Annotated in this window: 11 protein-coding genes and 2 pseudogenes; 10 read left to right on the top strand and 3 right to left on the bottom strand. The window is 38.7% G+C overall.

Annotated features, from left to right (window positions below):
* Positions 1-225 precede the first annotated feature (225 nt).
* Both FA727_RS12935 and FA727_RS12940 read right to left on the bottom strand, forming a co-directional pair.
* A complete protein-coding gene (locus tag FA727_RS12935; protein WP_136831403.1) occupies positions 226-3,030 on the bottom strand; it encodes a DEAD/DEAH box helicase in 2,805 nt (934 codons plus the stop codon).
* Positions 3,023-4,639, bottom strand: coding sequence for an SWIM zinc finger family protein (locus FA727_RS12940; protein ID WP_136831405.1), 1,617 nt, complete (start codon positions 4,637-4,639; stop codon positions 3,023-3,025). The genes FA727_RS12935 and FA727_RS12940 overlap by 8 nt, the downstream gene beginning before the upstream one ends.
* A gap of 623 nt (positions 4,640-5,262) precedes the next feature.
* On the opposite strand from FA727_RS12940, the gene FA727_RS12945 reads away from it, so the two are divergent.
* From FA727_RS12945 to FA727_RS24955, 10 genes and pseudogenes are all read left to right on the top strand, one after another.
* Positions 5,263-7,548, top strand: a complete 2,286-nt coding sequence (locus FA727_RS12945; RefSeq protein ID WP_136831407.1) for a YhgE/Pip domain-containing protein — start codon at positions 5,263-5,265, stop codon at positions 7,546-7,548.
* A 447-nt stretch (positions 7,549-7,995) separates the two neighbouring features.
* A complete protein-coding gene (locus FA727_RS12950; RefSeq protein WP_136831409.1) occupies positions 7,996-8,442 on the top strand; it encodes an AbrB/MazE/SpoVT family DNA-binding domain-containing protein in 447 nt (148 codons plus the stop codon).
* Between the two features lie 614 nt (positions 8,443-9,056).
* Positions 9,057-9,719: a hypothetical protein gene (locus FA727_RS12960; protein ID WP_136831411.1), complete on the top strand. Its 663-nt coding sequence runs from the start codon at positions 9,057-9,059 to the stop codon at positions 9,717-9,719.
* A 14-nt stretch (positions 9,720-9,733) separates the two neighbouring features.
* On the top strand, positions 9,734-10,951 hold the full coding sequence (locus FA727_RS12965; RefSeq protein WP_136831413.1) for an efflux RND transporter periplasmic adaptor subunit: 1,218 nt from the start codon (positions 9,734-9,736) through the stop codon (positions 10,949-10,951).
* A 112-nt stretch (positions 10,952-11,063) separates the two neighbouring features.
* Positions 11,064-11,621 (top strand): hypothetical protein, encoded by a 558-nt coding sequence (locus FA727_RS12970; RefSeq protein ID WP_136831415.1) that lies wholly within the window; start codon positions 11,064-11,066, stop codon positions 11,619-11,621.
* 479 nt (positions 11,622-12,100) lie between these two features.
* A pseudogene (locus FA727_RS25085) lies at positions 12,101-12,166 on the top strand (zinc-ribbon domain-containing protein); the annotation flags it as partial.
* A gap of 33 nt (positions 12,167-12,199) precedes the next feature.
* The gene (locus tag FA727_RS12975; protein ID WP_246041863.1) at positions 12,200-12,922 is read left to right on the top strand and encodes a hypothetical protein; all 723 of its coding nucleotides are present in this window, start codon (positions 12,200-12,202) and stop codon (positions 12,920-12,922) included.
* A gap of 64 nt (positions 12,923-12,986) precedes the next feature.
* Complete coding sequence (locus FA727_RS12980) at positions 12,987-14,402, top strand: zinc ribbon domain-containing protein (protein ID WP_136831417.1); 1,416 nt, start codon at positions 12,987-12,989, stop codon at positions 14,400-14,402.
* 214 nt (positions 14,403-14,616) lie between these two features.
* Positions 14,617-14,939, top strand: a pseudogene (locus FA727_RS25090) (N-acetylmuramoyl-L-alanine amidase family protein).
* Positions 14,875-15,195 carry an N-acetylmuramoyl-L-alanine amidase gene (locus tag FA727_RS24955; protein ID WP_158318854.1) on the top strand — a complete coding sequence of 107 codons (321 nt, stop codon included), beginning with the start codon at positions 14,875-14,877 and terminating at the stop codon, positions 15,193-15,195. The pseudogene FA727_RS25090 and the gene FA727_RS24955 overlap by 65 nt, the downstream one beginning before the upstream one ends.
* Before the next feature lie 214 nt (positions 15,196-15,409).
* Here FA727_RS24955 and FA727_RS13000 read toward each other — a convergent pair whose 3' ends face one another.
* Entirely contained in the window at positions 15,410-18,424 is a 3,015-nt protein-coding gene (locus FA727_RS13000; protein WP_136831426.1) for an Ig-like domain-containing protein, read from the bottom strand.
* Positions 18,425-18,646: the final 222 nt, after the last annotated feature.

Here is an 18,646-nt window from a genome sequence, read left to right on the forward strand (position 1 = left end):
CTTCATGAACGCGTCCTTCAACTCGAACGAATTCTCTTAGAGGAAGCCACGAAAGACACCCCAGAGAAAAAGACCTTCATCATATGATTCCCAATTCGAACACTTTCCCCACATTTCTCCGTAAGGCCCACAATAGAAAAAATCAATCAAATCCACAAATCCCACACTTATACGGCGGTAGCTTCCGCCGTATTTTTCATCTGTTTTAAAAAAACTCCGCAAAACTCACCCTAGATGGATGAGTTCGCGGAGTTCGTCTGTAGAAAGCTCAGTAATCCAACTATCACTTTGAATGATTTGATCATTCAGTGACTGCTTCTTCTCGAGCATCGCATCTATTTTTTCCTCTAAAGTACCAGTACTAATAAACTTATGGACATGCACAAAACGTTTCTGACCAATTCGATATGCACGGTCGGTTGCTTGATTTTCAACAGCCGGATTCCACCAGCGATCGTAGTGAATCACGTGGTTGGCAGCCGTTAAGTTCAAGCCGGTTCCGCCAGCTTTCAACGACAGAATAAACACAGGGAATTCTCGTTCCTGGAATCGAGCAATCATTTCATCCCGTTTTCCTTTGGCCACACTTCCGTTTAAGAATGGAGCATCAACACCGAACTTCTTCTTCAACACCGCTCGAATCATTTCACCCATTTCAATATACTGGGTAAAAATGAGACAGCTTTCCTCTTGTGCAAGCACGGCTTCAACCAGTTCGCTCAGCTTCTCCATCTTCACAGAGCGGTCCAAAACATCGCGTGGCGCAGCTTCCTTCAAATAAAGGGCAGGGTGATTGCAAAGTTGCTTCAAACGACCTAGCAACTGCAAAATCAAACCTTTCCGCTCAAAGCCAGTTAACGTTTCTAGCTGTTCGAATGTATCACGAACCAATTGTTCGTATAAGGAAGCTTGCTCAGCCGTCAACGGACAGTATTCCTTCTGCTCTTGTTTATCAGGCAAGTTCAACGCGACCTCTTCATCCTTCTTCGTTCTACGCAGCAAGAACGGGCGAATCAATGCCTGCAACTCTTGAACCTTTTCCTTTTGATCCTCTTTTTCGATCGGAAGAACGTAATTTTTCTGGAATTGTCCCAAGCTTCCTAAGAATCCATGATTTGTAAAATCAAAAATGGACCATAACTCGGACAAGCGATTCTCCATCGGTGTTCCCGTCAAAGCAATATGATGCTTTCCTCGTAGCTTACGAACTGCTCGGGACTGCTTCGTATTGGCATTCTTGATATTCTGCGCTTCATCAATAGCTATAGTACTCCACTCAACACGCTCAAATTCAGGCAAATCTAAATGGGACAATCCGTAAGAAGTGAGCACGACGTCCGCATCACTAACCGCATTCACAAACGCATCTTCCTTTAATCGATTCCCGCCATAATGCAAATAGACATTCATCGAAGGCGCAAAACGCTCAATCTCTTTCTGCCAGTTCCCAAGAACAGACGTCGGGCAAATAATCAAAGCTGGACCACCCGATTCACTCGCCTTTACTGACAACAAATAAGAAATCAGCTGAATTGTTTTTCCGAGACCCATATCATCAGCCAAACATGCGCCAAACCCGTATTTTCGTAAAAATAACAGCCAGCTCATCCCGAGAACCTGATAGGGGCGTAATTCTCCCTGGAAGCTCTCCGGGACTGTCTCAAGTGGAATCGACTTAATATCCCGCAAATGCTTAATCATTTGCTTCCATTGGCGATTCAGCTCGATTTGCACGCGCGCAATCGCATGAGCATCTTCATCTGCATCCTCACTAGCATCGCCACCAAGCAGTTCCTGCTCAATTAAGTCACGAACATGAATACCTTCTTTTTCCGCTCGCTTCATTAAATCCTGGATTTGATGAATGAAGCCTGGGTCAAGTTTAATCCAACGTCCACGAATATAAACGAGACGTCTTTTTTCCTCAACCAATTGATTGAATTCATCTTCAGAAAGCTCAACACCATTCATAGAAAAACGCCAATTGTAGTCGAGCATCGCATCTAAGCCAACAAAAGAAGGACGATGGTTCGCCGTCGAGCCTTTTAGCTTCGCCTTCACCTTCAGATTGGCATTTTTCATTGCTTGCCACCAAGACGGTAACAGAATCTCAACGCCAAGTGCCAGCAACGTTTCACTCGCATCGGTTAAAAACATCCATGCCTCGTCCTCAGTCAACTGATTCGAAATGCCACGACGACCTTCTAACCATGGAAAAAGATTAACCCAACGAGTCTCTTCGCGGCTCACCCCTTCGAGATGGACCAACCAGTCAGAAGGCATATTCGTTTCATCCCCAACATCGACAATTAAATCTGGATTCGCCTTCCCTCGTAAAAAGACCTCTAAATCCCAGGCTCCATCGATTTCGGCGGGCTCTTCTAACCGAAGGCCAATCGTAAACGGCAGACTATTTTCCTTTAACCCAATCCATTCGCTCCACGTTTCTTCGTCAAAATAGGCAGCCAAAGCCTGCGGAGAAACCGATTGATTCTGCAATGCTTCAAGCTTCGTTCCAACCTTTTCCTTCCACTCTCTATTTTTTTCGAAAAAAGTGTGCAAGGACGCGCTGAACCAATTTTCAACAAACTCGCGAACAGGAATAGCGCTGGCCACAGTCTGCTCCCAAAAACCAGGACCAAACTCATCTCTAACCTTTTCCGGTAGCTTCCATCTAAATTCACTATGCTCAAGAGCTGAGAAATCTGGAATCCAATCCTTTTCCTGAATCGAATCGTAAATCGGTTGGGCAGCGGCTAAACAAATCTCACCTGTCTCATCCCAATCCCACTCAATCAAATGATTGAATTGCTCTTTCGCGAGTAGGGTGACCAATTGCCAGCTATCGGCGATGACGCCGTGAGCTTGCTCCTCGATCAGCATCCCATAATAGCTCTCCTCATGCCGATTAAAAAGGAGATTCTTCCACTCAGATGGTGGCACAAAGTAATCATCGCTTGTGACGGCGATAAAAAATTGCTCTTTTTCAATCGGCCTGATCAAAATCGTTAATGTGTTCAACTCAAGCATGGGTCAACTTACCCCTTTCGCACTCCTGGTGAAAGGCCCGGAGCCGTTTCGTACGATCCAATAGGATGTCTAAAAATTGTTGAAAATCATCAGAGCGCTTCAACTTTTTATATAAGGTTCGCAATTTCTTTAACTGCTTAACTGCCTCACGATAATTTCCGCGATTCTTCATCTCAATATGCTGCTGAATCGATTGATGATAAAGTGGCAGCAAAATATCCGGACGTTCTTTTTGTAATATTTGTAGCTTATCCTTCGGAATATAGCTAATATCATAGCCAATATAAGCTTGAAGATCGCTCCATTTTTCATACCAGCCTTGATCAAAAAGAAACTCATCATAGCTGCGATAGCTATAAGGAAGAGTTTGAATTAAGATTTTTTCATACAATTCAAGCTTCTTGTTTTCGAACGCATATTTGCTCACGGTACGAATGGCCGTGCGTGCAAAGTCAATTTTGGCATAATGATCAGAAAGCGTGCGGATATATTTTTTCGCCATCGAAGAGAAAGTATCCACATAAGGTCCCATCCGACGCCATTCTTTGCCTGCTGTCATTTTTTCGAGCCAAAACAGCATAAAAGGTGTGGCGTGTTCGTCTAATATATGTAAAATTCGTAGCGCTTTTTCATCCTCTTTTAACATGACATGCTGATGGATAGTCGCAATGATCATCGGGAGCGTCTGCTGCTCTGCTTGCAGGATCCTCGTTAATTCTTCTTCGTGCCACACGCGCTTCTTAAACAATTTAGTCCACAGAATGATATACAAATAAGTTGGTTCGAAATTAAGGACATATTCTTGCGAAATAAGTCGAGTCGAGTCATCTTTTAGCTTCTTGATAAATTCATCAAAAGCGAAAGGAAGGGCATGAACATTTAGCTTCTCGACAAGATTTTCAACATCGTCCGTCGCATCATAAAAAAGCTCCCGATAATATCGGCTAATTTCTTCTTCACGAAAGCCCTGATCGGTACTAAGCTTAAGCAAATTGTGAAAAGAATGAACGGTCGCAATCAAGAAATAGAGCTGACGCCATTCTTGCTCGACTGGAGCACTCGCCTTAATTTTTCGCGAATACACTTGAAAAAGCTCTGAAAGAAGATAAGGCTTCAAATTTTTGTGGCTGCGAATCATCGAATCGAAGCTCACTTGGAAGCTTTCTACCCAGGCATCGTAATCTGGCTTCATCACGCCAGAAGCCTTAAGCAAATCCTTCGCGCGCTGAAGTCCAAAGTCTTTGGCATTTTTTCGATCATGAATCGGCTGTCTCCAGTTCTCGACCCACTCCATCACACTGGCAATTTTTCCGTATGCATAGAAAAAGGCGGCTAATTGATGCCGACAGATCCCCTCAGCTGGACAGGTACAAGTACTTGTTTGGAAAAAGTTCAGGTTCAACTCTACCTGAACAGGTGTGACATCCTGAACTGTGGCCGTGACGTTGTCCTCTTCTAATCGGACTTTTGTTACAAGACCCTGCCGATAGAGCATGAGCCCTTTTTGGACGAGCTTGGCGTCCTCCTCCTGCTCAGACCATAGAAGTGTGCGTAATTCTTCTGCTGCCCCTTGCAGCAGTTCTCTATATTTATCTGGGATCGATGACATGTTCGACACCTCGAATCATAAAAATAACGTATTTCTCTATTATAACAAATTTTGTTAGGGATGAGGGAGAGTGGAAGTTTCCTTTTATAATTTTGCAATGTACATCTGGTGAAATAGACTTACATAACTTTGGTATAATATACAATTAATGGAATTTAATTTGACGAAAATATTCCTATATTTATATTCTGAAACAAGAATGCATGAAAAACGGAGAATTCTATGGATATTGTCGAAAAAACGGCTGAAATTGACGAAATCATGTATTTAAAATATGTGTTTTAATAGTACTAACGAAACGCATTCGAATATCTCTATATTTGGATTGCGCCCATTGTTCAATTTCTTCAAATGAACAAAACCAATCTCCATTTCTACACCCCGGGATCTTATCTCGGGGTGCTTTTTTTATTTTTATCAAGAAAAAAATCAAGACTAAAGAAGGATTTTGTATAAATATTTAGAATATTAAGATGATACGAATGGAGGTGGATAAGGAAAAAGACAAATGGCGTTGTGCCAACAATTGAATAAGACGCATGGGAATGCACAACAAAAGGCTTTTTACTTAGCCTAACTCCATCTTTATATAGATTGAAAGATGAACCTAAGGGGGAAATCAGATGGAGGCATTAAAATGGTTTAGGGCTGAGATGGCAAAGCTTACGAAAAACAAAGGGGTGCTAATTTCAATCATCGCTGTGTTACTAATTCCTATTGTGTACGCAGCTGTGCTGTTATCAGCAACATGGAGTCCGTATGACAACCTATCCAATCTTCCGGTAGCTGTTGTCAATAAGGATGTAGGAGCCATGTCGGGAGATGAAGAAATCAATGTGGGAAGGGACTTAATTGAGGACTTCAAGAAAGGTAGAGATTTAGGCTGGAAATTTGTAAGTGAGGCAGAAGCAGAAAAAGGACTCGAAGACCTAGACTATTATATGGTTATTGAGATTCCAGAAGACTTTTCAAAAAATGTCACGACTGTATTAGAACCTGAACCACAGCAACTGGAGCTTCGCTATATTCAAAATGAGGGGCTCAATTTCATGGCTGCGCAGGTAACAAATAGCGCGACAGAACGAATCCGTGAACAATTGGGAAACAAGATTACGGAGACGTATGTGAGGAATTTATTCTCTCAACTTGGTGTGCTGTCTGATGGTGTTCAATCAGCCGCGGATGGATCAGAACAAATTTATACGGGATCATCTGAACTTAAGGATGGAACAGGTCAATTATTGACAGCGCTTACATCTAAGCAAAGCGATATCTCAAAGCTAGCCAATGGGGCGAAAGATTTGAAGAACGGAACCGGGGAACTCTTATCTAGCCTAAAAGGAAAATCCAGGGACATCACCGCACTGGCCGCAGGTGCTAAGGAGTTGAATGGAGGAACAGGGTTACTTTTACAAACATTAAAGGAAAAGGCCCCAGGCGTGAAGGAATTAGATGATGGTGCTGCAGGCTTAGATGATGGTGTGGCACGATTCCAAACAGAGGCCATGGGACCACTGGTTGCGGGGCTTGAAAAGACACAATTTGAATTAGGGGAAAAACTGAAAGCATTTGGACCGGAAATAGCAAGATTGGCAGGGGCAAGTAACGAATTGTACGCACTTTCTCCTAAAATTTCAACAGCTGCATCGACATTGAATAGTCAATTAATAGAGTATTTCACTGCCAATGGCACAATTAATAATGTTGATGTTCAAAAACTTTTGGTTTTGAGTCAGACAGTATCAGCAGGAAATGCGGGAATCAAATCCTATGCAGATGGCATTAAAGGTGGAGTGGATACTGCGGTTGGAGCAATCAATGGACTCTCGACAGGAGACAATTCCCTTGTAGCAGGTATCGGTCAATTGGTCGATGGAGCAAAATTTGCTAATAGCAAAGTAACCGAATTAAAGGCAGGCTCAGCACGCCTAGCAGCGGGTTCTGATGAAATTAATACAGGATGGAACTCACTGATCACAAATGTATCGAAACTTAATCAAGGGGCGACTCGTATTTCAACAGGGAATGCAACTGTTGAGACTGGTTGGAAAACGATGACTGCAGGAGTCACACAACTTAACTCAGGAATGAAGCAAGTAAGTGACGGAACTTCTACCGTACAAACGGGTTGGGGCTCTTTAACAGATGGAGTTACACAAGTAGATGAAGGACTGGTTAAACTGAATGCAGGTAGCGAAGAGCTTGCAACAGGTCTGAAGAGCGGTGCTGAGGAAGCAAGTGCACTTGACGTGACCGATGATAATATTGCCATGTTCTCCTCACCAGTTGAACTTGCTCCAGAAAAAGTGAATAGATACCAATACTACCGTGATTCAACAGCACCATATATTTTATCATTAGGAATATTTGTCGGAATTTTACTTATGTCCTTCGTGGTTGATTTCCGAAAACCAGCAGAGGTGACTTCCGGAATTTCATGGTTTATTGGGAAATTCCTAAACCTAGCTGTATTAGCAATTATTCAGGCAGTAGTTGTATCACTTTTTGTATTATTGGTCTTAAATCTTGAAGTTGGAAATAGCTTAGCGTTTATATTGTTTGCTTGTTTCGTCAGCTTAACCTTCTTAACGATTATCTTCTTCTTAGTAGCTGCAGCAGGAAATATTGGTCGTTTCATTGCATTTATCTTCATTGTTCTTCAGCTATCAACAACAGGTTCCAACTTGCCAATTGAGATGCTACCAGAAGGGTTACGTTCATTAAGTAATTTCCTACCATTGACGTATACCAATGCTGGATTCAAAGCAATTATCTCACTGGATAACGCAGGTTCGGCATGGGGGAACACAGGTATTTTGTTCGGTGTACTTATCGCGTTCCTCATTTTGGCGTTTGTGGTTGTTTATTTCAAAAAAGGCCGCGAAACAACAGTTGATGTAGCAAAGTAAAATATAAGCAAAAATGAATGGGTGTTCATTCATTTTTGGACCGTCTAGAGAATGTCTAGGCGGTTTTTTAGTGTGCCGTGCATGTTCACTAGCTAAGCGGTGAAAGTCCGCTATGGGCGTTGGGATATGCAACCTTTAGCCGAAAGCTCGATTAGCATCTTTTTTGAAATTTCCTTACTAAGTAAGGTTGAAATTTTCAGAAAAAGGAGTATGATAATAAATATCCTTACTTAGTAAGGAAAAGTGTGTGAGCAAATATTCCCACCAGTTAGCAAAAAAAAATAAAAAATAGAAAATGTATAACAAACATAGTCCAGAATAGAGAATAAAAGTCGAACATAAAAACATTAAAATCAAAAAGAATAACATAAAAATTTTAGAGAGAAGTTGTTCGAAGACGATAAAAGAAAATAAAAGACGTTAAGAAACTAAAGGATGATAAATAGTATGAAATTACAAATTGAAAATGGAGCTAGCGAATTCGGGAATATTCGTGAGTATAGAGATATAAAAATTACATCGAAACGGCAACTTACGATACCAAAGGCCTTTTTTGATTATTTAGGGATAGAGGAAACGGTCCAGGCTTATCTACTAGACGATTGTATACTAATCAAACCAGAACAAAAAAAGTCCGTCCAAGAGCAGGATATTGAAGCTATTTTAAGAAAGGTAATGGATGAAGGGTATTCTGGTAATGAATTACTCGACGAATTTACACGTCGAGTGAAAGAATACAACAGCTTTTTGGATGACCGTATTGATGGATTTCTAAATGACATTACAAGTGATGCGGTGTCGGAGGATGATGAAGGAGAAGATTTTAATGGACTCGACATATTCTTCGACGAAGAAACTGGAAAGAATCTTGAAAAAGACGGAGAAGAGCAATAGTAAGCTCTTTGAAGAATTCAGTAAGCATCAACGTAGCATCCTGAAAGAACCCTTAATCGGTTCCCCGTTAAAGGGAGATTTAAAAGATTTTAGATTAAGTACCAACAAGTTTCATTGCGAATCTGTTATCAATATTACGAAACGGATAACCATATAAAATTTGTTTATTTTGGAACAAGAGAGAATTTCTATAAGGATGTAAAACGTTACTTATTTTAAAAATAACTAAAGCCTCCTATGAAAAAATCGGGAGGCTTTAGTTATGGCTGAGAAAAGTTTCTAGTAGCAATCTTATAAACAATTTCAAGTAGTTGATCATCCCATGCTCTTTGACTTTTGATTCGAGTATTTTCAAAGCGATCGCGCGCTTTTGTGAATGGTATGCGTAAGTTTTGCTACTTTATTGCACATAAACCGGAGCTGATCGCGCATTTATCTAATTTTTCGATTCACCATATGAACATATACCTGAAATTCCGATACCTACATTTACCCCCTCTTCTCCTAGTATAAATATACCACTTTCAACAATATTCTGACTAATACGTGCCTACTTTCAAAAATTGTTGTAAAATGGAAATAACAGATTATGACAAATCGTTGGAGGTTTCTACATGTTCTTTCAGATTCGACTATGGAAAGGCCTCACCACCCCTTATGTAACTGCACACCAACTACACAAAGCAGAAAGCTATACGGGCATTTGGAAACGAACCACCATCCTGCTCATCATTGCCCTCATTCTCTCGAGTATCTCGGCTTATTTTGGCATCGGCAATGAACAAATGTCCAAGCTAATCTATCAATCTAGCACATCAGAATTCGAATCACTCAAAGGATTATTCGCGATTGGGCAGGTGATCCAATATGTAATTGTCACCGGGATTCTCATTTTTTTACCAGCTCTTATATTTTGGATTTTTACAGATATCGAATATCGAAAATTAGTCGTAATTCAGTTATATGTCGTCACTATTTTTCTTTTTGAAAAAATGATCGCGATACCCATGCAGCTATACTTTGGATTGGACTATGCATCCTCTCCATTTTCACTAGGGGTAATCGGCCAATATGTATCCGAACACGAGTTAGTACATAATTTCTTTGGGGAAATCTCTCTGTTTGCAATTTGGGCGATCCTTATCCAATTCACCTATTTAAAAGTTGTCACAGAAAAAAGTAAGCGAATTTTACTAGTATTAATCCTATCTATCAATCTACTCATTTGGATTTTTACAGCACTATTTTCATTCATAAAATTTGAGGTTCTTTTCTAAAGGGGGCAGCAAGTGTGAACTGGAAAAAATGGACGGTTGTTACTGTAATTGTGCTCTTTGTTGCTGTGAATTTTTATCTCATTTTTAAAAAGGACAGTGAAATCGCGCGGGCAGCATACATAGATGAGTGGCGTAAGATCAAAGAGCAGAATCTCGTTTTATCAAAAGAGAAGCCGGGGGTTATCGCACCAGTTGAGGAAGAACACGTTTATTTTCAAAATGGAGCGGGAGATTTCGAGCAATTCCTCGTGAAGGAAGGGGAAGAAGTACAAACTGGTACAGCCCTTTTCGAGTATTCACCGAAAAACTTGGAAGAAACGATCGACCAATTAGAAGCGGAAATCACGAGGCTGGAAAGCGAGGAAGATGCCCTCGAAGATAACATTGATAATTTGGAAGACATTGTCCTTGACTTAGCGACAAGCGAGGATGAAGAAAGCCCTTCAAATGAAGCTATGATCGCTTCGATTGATGCGGAAATCTACGAAAAAGAGCTGCAATTAAGTCGAATAGAAGCCGAAATCGACAAATATGAGGATTTGGTTTCAATTTCAGATGATGGACTCAGTAGCCTGACAGTAGATAGCCCGATTTCAGGAATTGTAAAAAGTATTTCTCATAATCTCCAAAATCCAGTCGTCACGATAACGTCCAATGACCAGCAAGTAATTGGTTTACTGGATGAAGATGACATGCTGGAAATTAAAGAGGGCATGTCGGCAACCCTTTACGGTTCATTTGGAAAAAGAGAAGGAACGATCGAAAAAATCGGAGTCAATCCGGAGCATGATCCTCAGGTTGGGGTGAAAAGTGAGTATCAATTTGTGGTGGAGTTCGGGGAAGAGGGTACGAATGTGGAATCTGAGGATGATGCTGAAACTGCGGCAGTCTATACTGGTTCCCATGTGGATATCAAAATTACGACATCAGAAGTAGAGGACGCACTTACTCTGCCGAGCAAGGCGATACGTGCTGGCCATATCTATATTTTTAAAGATGACGGTACCATTGAAAAGCGCAAAGTCAAAACAGGCATCGAAATAAACAACATTCACGAAATTACAAGCAAAGCTGAAGCTGACGAGCTGGTTGTCTTAGAGCCAGGCAATCTCAAAAACAAGACAGTATTCTTTACGCCGATCGACATTTCGAAAATGAAGAAAAAGGACTTTAAAGATATGGGTAAAAAAGAAATCTTCCGTTATCTTGGAAGAGGGTTATTAACGAGATAAAAACCGTGTCGTTTAGATGACGCGGTCTACTTTTAAAGTGCAACTTCCATTTTTCTACAATTTTCTACTGATTTACTCTGTTACAATGTTGCTGGTCAAAGGGGGACGCAGGATGGGTTGGAAGAAGTGGTTATTGATTATACCAGGGATGTTCATTCTCTTTGGTGGAAGTGTGTTGCTGGGGTGGAGCATACTTCAAATCTCAAATCAATCAGATACTGTTGCAGCGGATGCGGGCTCTTCCGTGACGCAAGAAAAAGAAGAGTTTTCAAAAGAGGTTATCAATACGCCTGTTTCTGAAGAGATCATGGTCTTAGACAGTGGAGAAAAGGGACATGACTTTATTAGTGAAGTACACGCTTTTTATGATGAAACACTAACATGGGGAAGAATTGATACGGCTAACTACGAAGAACAAAAAGAGAAGGCTGAGTCAATTATCGAAACTCTTACACATATTAAAGAAGTGAAAAATGAAGAACTGAACACTGATTTTAAGAATATACAAACTTTGGCGGAAACGGTCGTTAAATCGGATGACCGTGAAGCGATGAGAAAGCTACATCGCTATTTTCATGATTTAGATATTATTTTACACGGTTATAACTACGACGATACCTTCCAGATTACGAAGTTTAGAGGGGAAAATAAAACGAATTCATCCGAATAACAAGAGTTGGAGTCAGTCCTAAATGGATTGGCTTCTTTTTTATTTTCGGAATCTTTCTGAGACATATCGAGCAAGTTACCTATGGCTGCAATGGAGGCTCGTCGGTTTAGGAATGCATAAAACCAAGAAGATTGCTTCTTTCTATTTTACTATTAATTAACACATAAGGAAAAAGTAATGTAAAATGGAAAAAACCTATCAAAAACGACAGTTATTTCAATTTTCTAGTACCATCTTTAGGTATTTAATATTATAATAAAAAAATACTATTTTCTATATATAGGAAAATAATTTTAATTCAATAGCTCGTTAAAGGCTGTGTTAAATAGTCGGATGGATATTTTCATCAAAGTGAGGCAATTATTTTTAACCAATCTATTATGTTATTTTAAAAAAATAACAGAGTTTTGGTAAAGGTATAAAAGCCCGCTATCGCTATTCATTAATAGAGCCATATTTTGAAAAAGGAGAGATATATATTGTTCTGTGTTAACTGTGGTAGAAAAAACGAAACAAGCGCGAAGTTTTGTGAGGGTTGTGGCACTAAATTACCTGAAACTACAGGGAGTTCACCTGAAGTGCAAACCTCACAGGGGGAATCATCTCAATCTTATCAACAAGTTCCACCATCTTACCAAAATTCTCAAACAGTACCAGGAAACGGCCAGCAATACTTAGAAAAGGGAAAAACAATTTCAAAATTATACTTTTCATACTTCCTTTCAGTATTAAAGAGTCCTGTACCAACTGCAGAGAGGATAGGGAAAAAGGAATTAACAAACGGGATAATTACTATCGTATTATTTGCGTTGATGATTCCATTAATGACTTTCTTTGGGTTAAAGGGTTTGCTTGAGGATAGTTTTTATTCTCCGGATGTTAGTTTTTCTGCAGTAGTCTTAAAGCCATTTTTCACATTAGTTGTTATTTTAGCATTAATTGCTGTTATCATTTTTGGAGTTATCAAATTAGGTAAGTCACCTGCAAGTCTACTAGATGTTATTTCTAGATTAGGTGCTTTCTTAGTAGTACCAACTGCATTGTTGTTTATTGCACTTATTATTTCATTAATTGGTTCTGTCTTCTTTGCAGTTTTCTTGATTCTAGGGCTAGTAGGGGCATCATTAATCATTCCTCTAATTGTTTATAGTTTTAAACGTGAAATTAACAAAGGCTTAGATACGTTTTATTGCACTTTCTTAGTATATATTGGTATTGCTATTTTGTTTGTTGTTTTAGGAGAGCAAGCTTTCTATGAAATAGAGAATATGATTAATAACTTTGATCCATTTGGGTTTTAGTAAGAAAGAGGTCTGGATTTATCAGACCTCTTATTCATAGACGAAAATAAAGGAGACAAAACGAATGAAGTTTTGTACAAATTGTGGGCAAGAGCGTAAAGGAAATCAAGACTTTTGTACATCTTGTGGGAAAAAGTTTGATGGGGGTACTACACAAATAAACGACCATCATAGTGCGCCAACGTCTAATTTTGATACGCAAGTTCCACAAGAACCTAAGAAGCCAATGACCATAAAGACCAAAATTATGATAGGAGCTTTAGTGGTAATTGTTGCTGCAGGATTTGGGGGCCACAAATTTTTAGAGTCTACATATTCTCCAGAGAAAACGGTAGCGAAACTCGAAGAGGCGATAAAGGAAGAAGATGTAAAGAAAGCTAAAAAGGTGATGGACTTCTCAGGTTTTAATAATGAATTTAGTGATAAGGAGATAAAAAATTACCTGTCATTTTTGAAAGAAGATAGAGCGCAATTAATCAAAAATTTGAATGAATCTATTTCATATTATGATGAGGATGGATTACCATCTGCTTCATACTATGATCAAAATAATAATGAATTGGTGAAATTGGTACTAGGCAAAAAGAAGTTTGGAATTTATCAGGAATATCAAATAGAAGCAGTTCCATATGTTGTTAATGTTGAAGTAAATCATGAAGATGTGGTAATAGAGTTTAATGGTAAAAAAGAAACTTCTGAAGAAGGTAGTTTAACATTTGAGGGGATCCTACCAGGTGTTAACCAGTTAACAGGGGAATATAAGGGTGAGTACACTGATTTAAAAAAATCAGTGAGGCTAGACTTTAATGAGGCTGAGGAGAATGCGTTGACTGTTTTTCTTGATTTAGAAGGTAAGTATGTGGATGTTTATTCTAATGAAGAGAATAGTACACTTTTTGTCAACGGCAAAAGCACAGGTTCGAAAATAATGGATTTTTATGAATTTGGTCCACTTCCAACGGACGGTTCGATTGTTTTACATGCAGAGTATGAAACGGAGAAGGGTGTTATTAAATCAAATGAAATTAAGGTTTTGGATGACACTGAGGAAGTATACTTAGAATTTGATGAAAATAAGTTATATCCAGAACTTATGTCATATGAGGATACATATGTTGAAGATTTTATGGAGGAATATATCTACACTAGTGTAGACGCGATGAATAATGGTGATTTCTCATTAGTTGAAAATTTCCACCATCCAGATGGAAAATCGTATAATGAATCAAAAGATTATATTGATTATATTGTGTCCAAAGGTATTAAAGAAGATCTAATTAACGTCGAAATAGTTGATTATGAAGAACTTGAAGAAAGCGAAGAAGGCAATTGGTATCTAGTGCATACTACTGAAGAGTATGATATTCACTATTCAGATGGTACAACGACTAGAAAGAAGTTTAACTCAACGTATCGCGTGAATAATTCCGATTTTAATGGGTACAAGGTTTGGGCTCTTGAAAGTACGGAAGAGATTTAATCATCAGTCCGTTGCTTCGCTTTATTGATATCCATATATTATCGTAGCAATCTCATAGATAATTAATTGTATTGGATTAATAGATGCTTAATTAAAAGTGTTATGGAGGAACGGTGTTTAATAATACAGTTCCTCTTTTCATTTCATAAAATTGGAAATATAATCTATTTAACGAAGAGATCAATATACATATAAGGAAAGAGGTGAAATGGAGATGGTTAAACTATTTATCGACCCTGGACATGGTGGAACGTATTCTGGAGCGGTTGGAAATGACTTACGAGAAAAGGATTCAACCCTTATGATTGCCTACGAATTCGGGAAATATTAGTAGGTTATGAAAATATAGACGTGATGTTAGCTAGAGATAATGATAGTACACTTTTGCTTTTACAAAGAACCGATATGGCCAATAACTGGGGAGCAAATTACTTTGTTTCCGTCCATATAAACGCGGGTGGAGGAATTGGTTTTGAGAGTTATATATCCGTCTGCAAGTCAAGATTCAGTAAACTATCAAAATACCCTATATCCTGAAATTGTAAATCAGACGGGTTTCATTGATAGAGGTAAAAAGAGAGCGGATTTTCATGTAGTAAGGGAAACCACTATGCCTGCGATCCTTACTGAAAATGGATTTGTTGATAATACAGTGGAAGCGGAAAAACTAAAACAATCATCCTTTCTGGATCAGATTGCTCAAGGACATGTGAATGGATTGGTGGAAATATTTGGGTTGAAGAAGATTCTAAAGAAGATCTATTTTTATACAGGTGGATATTCAGGAGAATAATTGGTGGTATGAACCTTCAAGGAAGGAAGATAACGGAAGTTTAACGTTTAAAATAGGCCAATTTATTGAGGGAACGGAAAGTGCTTATAAGATGGAGAATTTCTTAAAAGAAAATAATTACTGGTATCAGATTCAATAAGGTATGGAACTATTATGCTAGAAGGCATGTGGACTCGCATCAAATTTACAAAAAAAATAGAGGCAAAAAATGCCTCTATTTTACATAGAACTGTCGTCCTTTACTAGCATTACCTTTACTATCCTTCGCTGTAATTGTTAAGAGACTTTTGCGTTTTTGTTTCTTAATAGAAACAGAATAACTTCCTTTGGAATTAGTCTTGGCCGTACCGAGTGTCACACTTCCTCTTTTAACTGTCACAATCGAATAAGGTTCTGCTTTTCCGGTTACTTTAGTGTGATAATTCCGAATTGTGTTCACTGATGGAATAGCCGGTGCAATTTTATCTAGAACAGTCTTTTTCACAGCAGCACTAACATTCCCGGCTTTATCTGTTGCTGTTACATAGAGAATAGTTCCATCCTTCTGAAGAGGAATATTCAACGAGAACTTTCCGTCTACTTTTACAGTTGCACTTCCAATGACTGTAGTGCCTCTTTTTACTCTAATTGTAGCGTATTTTTCTGCTGTTCCAATTATTGTCTTAGTATTATTAGCAATGTCGATTACCTTAGGTGTAGCTGGTGCAAGCTTATCAATAACTGTGGTATTTCTGGCGGAACTAATATTTCCTGCCTTGTCTGTTACTTTTGAAACTAAAACTGTGCCTTCCGTCTGTTTAGGAATCTTTACAGAGAATTTTCCATTAGAAGGAATGGTTGCAGTTCCTAATAGACTTGAACCTTTATAGACACTAATTTTTGAACCAGCTTCTCCTGTTCCAGTTACAACAGTTGATGTATTGGCTACTGTATTTACGACAGGAATCGTAGGTGCTGTACGATCGTAAACAACGACACTTGTAGGTAGACTAGTATTTTCGAAAGCATCTTTGGCTGTGACTGTTAGGAGCGTTCCTGCCACTTGCTTTGGAATGGAAACAGTAAAATATCCATTCTTGTCGGATATGCCACTACCAATCAAAGCTCCATTCTTTTTTACAATTACCGTTGAACCAGCCTTAGCCATACCTTTTACAGTTGAATGGTCTGCCACTTCATAAACGTTTGGAGCGGAAGGAGGAATATTTACATAAACCTTTCTATCGATTGTCGTTCGGTTACCAGAGGTATCAAGTGCTTCAAGTCGGATGGTATATAGGCCAGATGGTAATCCCTTAGTATTCCAAACTCCAAGTATATCTTGCTGTGAAGTTCCAGTAGCAATTTTCGTCCAACTAGTTGGGGAATTTCCTTCCCCATAAAAAACGTTGTAACTATCTAGACTATAATCTTTTATGGTTCCCGTTATAGGCACGTTACCCGATACAGAATCGTATGATATAGGTGATGTTAACATAACTTCTGGTTCTGTCATGTCAACAAATCTTAATGTCCTCTCGACGTAATCACCAATGGGTCCTACATCCCTCTGATAGATCTGCCATTTTACTTCTTTATCGCCAACAGGCCACCCCCCGGGGAGATAGAATTCAAATGCTTTTTCTTCCCCAGATTTAATCACTTCGCCAATTTTAAAAGGTTCAACAAAGTCAATTCCTTCTGCTCTTAATTCGTAACCATTTTCATTTGACCATTCTTCCGCACCTTCATTTCGAAAAGTAAAACGAAGGAATGTTGTAGAATCATAGTTTAGTTGTCCACTAGGACTAGAATAATTAAGAATCCTAGAATCTCTTTTTAAACGTGCCTGCGTTTTAATCACAGAGGCAGCAGAATAATTTCCGTCTTGCGAGTAGTAATTATCTGTGGCTCTTACGGTAATGGTATATGGAGTATACAATGATAGTAGATCTTTAGGTATTTTTATCGAATTTGTATTGGTGAACATCGGATAGTATTGACCATTGCTAGTTGTGAGTGTCACATTATATCCTTTAACTCCTGAGCCAAGATCAATAGATTCATCCCACGCGATCGTGAAACTCTCAATGTCTTCATCTAGCATTCTTAAATTAGCCGGCATGCTCGGTGCTGTCTGGTCTGGAATTGACACAGCAATTTCCTCAGTAACTACTTCATCGTAATCGTTGTGGGCCAAAATCTTATAATAGTATGATTTTCGGTTCATACTATTCCCATCAGCATTTTCATAGACCTTAACTGCTTGATCGTCCAAATCCTCTCCCGAACCATCAAGACGGAGTTGGTAAACGCCACTTTTTATTTGCTCAGTAGTTGGCCATACATTTTTATTACGGCTAGACCATGAACGGGAATCACCAACATCAATTTCTTCATAGTCCTTCCCATTGAACATTAAGACCTTATACCCTTTTGCTCCTTGTACAGGAAACCAACTCAATTCAATAACGCCTTTTCCAGAATTGAGACCTAATCCATAAGATGATACCTGAACTGTTGGTGGGTATTCATAAGTAATTTGTAGTACTGGGATAAGATTTAAGTTGCTGTTAGTTTTATAAAAGCTATTTATGGATGACAGAATCGATGGTTCGGAGCTTTTTAAAACTACACCATGATTTCCAGTTGGTTCTTCGTACCATTCCTTTACTAATTCAGTTATAGACCAAGACTGTGTGGAACCCGCTGATACATTTGTTTCTGTTGGAAGAGGAGAAAATTCAGGCTGATTATTCCATGTAAGTTCTGTTGCTTTCCATTCGTTTAGAACCTTATGAAGGGAAAAAGAACCGTTTGAAAGGGCAATTCCATCTAAGCTATAAAGTTTTAAGGTGGCGTCTACTAATAGTTTACCCTCTAAGTTTGGAAGCTCCTGACCAAAGTTAATATACGTTCGGTATTCCCCTTGTTCATCGGTTCCTATTAAAACCTGATTATCACTAATAAAATTGCTGTCACCCTCAGATTGAGATACATAGCCAATATTTTTTACCTCAGAGCCTACATCTGTTGGTTGATATTTACCTAATTCATTTTTAGTGAAAATAGGAAAAGGGAATACATCGATTGTTTCTGTCAGATTTGAATTTCTAAAAGTTCTGGTGTTTTCAGTTCTGTAGTTTGTGACTTCTATTATTCTTTCTGCAGCATCTATATGAGGTACATATGGAATAGAAGCTATAAGTAAAACAAACAATAAAACTATGGATATCCACTTGGATTTCAAAAGAAGTTCACCTCAAGAAAATATATTATAAGAGGATCTTAATCTAAATCTATAATTGTGGTAAACACAAATATCTATTAGAAAATCAAATAATTTTCTTGATACCAACACAAAATATGGAAGATTTATTTTCCTATAATAAAAAGCTATTAACGATGGTATGTAGTTTGTTTACAACTAGGAATTCATCATAATCTTTATTCCTTTTTTTAGAAAAACTTC

This window comes from Robertmurraya kyonggiensis (assembly GCF_005116465.1).
GTDB lineage: Bacteria > Bacillota > Bacilli > Bacillales > Cytobacillaceae > Robertmurraya > Robertmurraya kyonggiensis.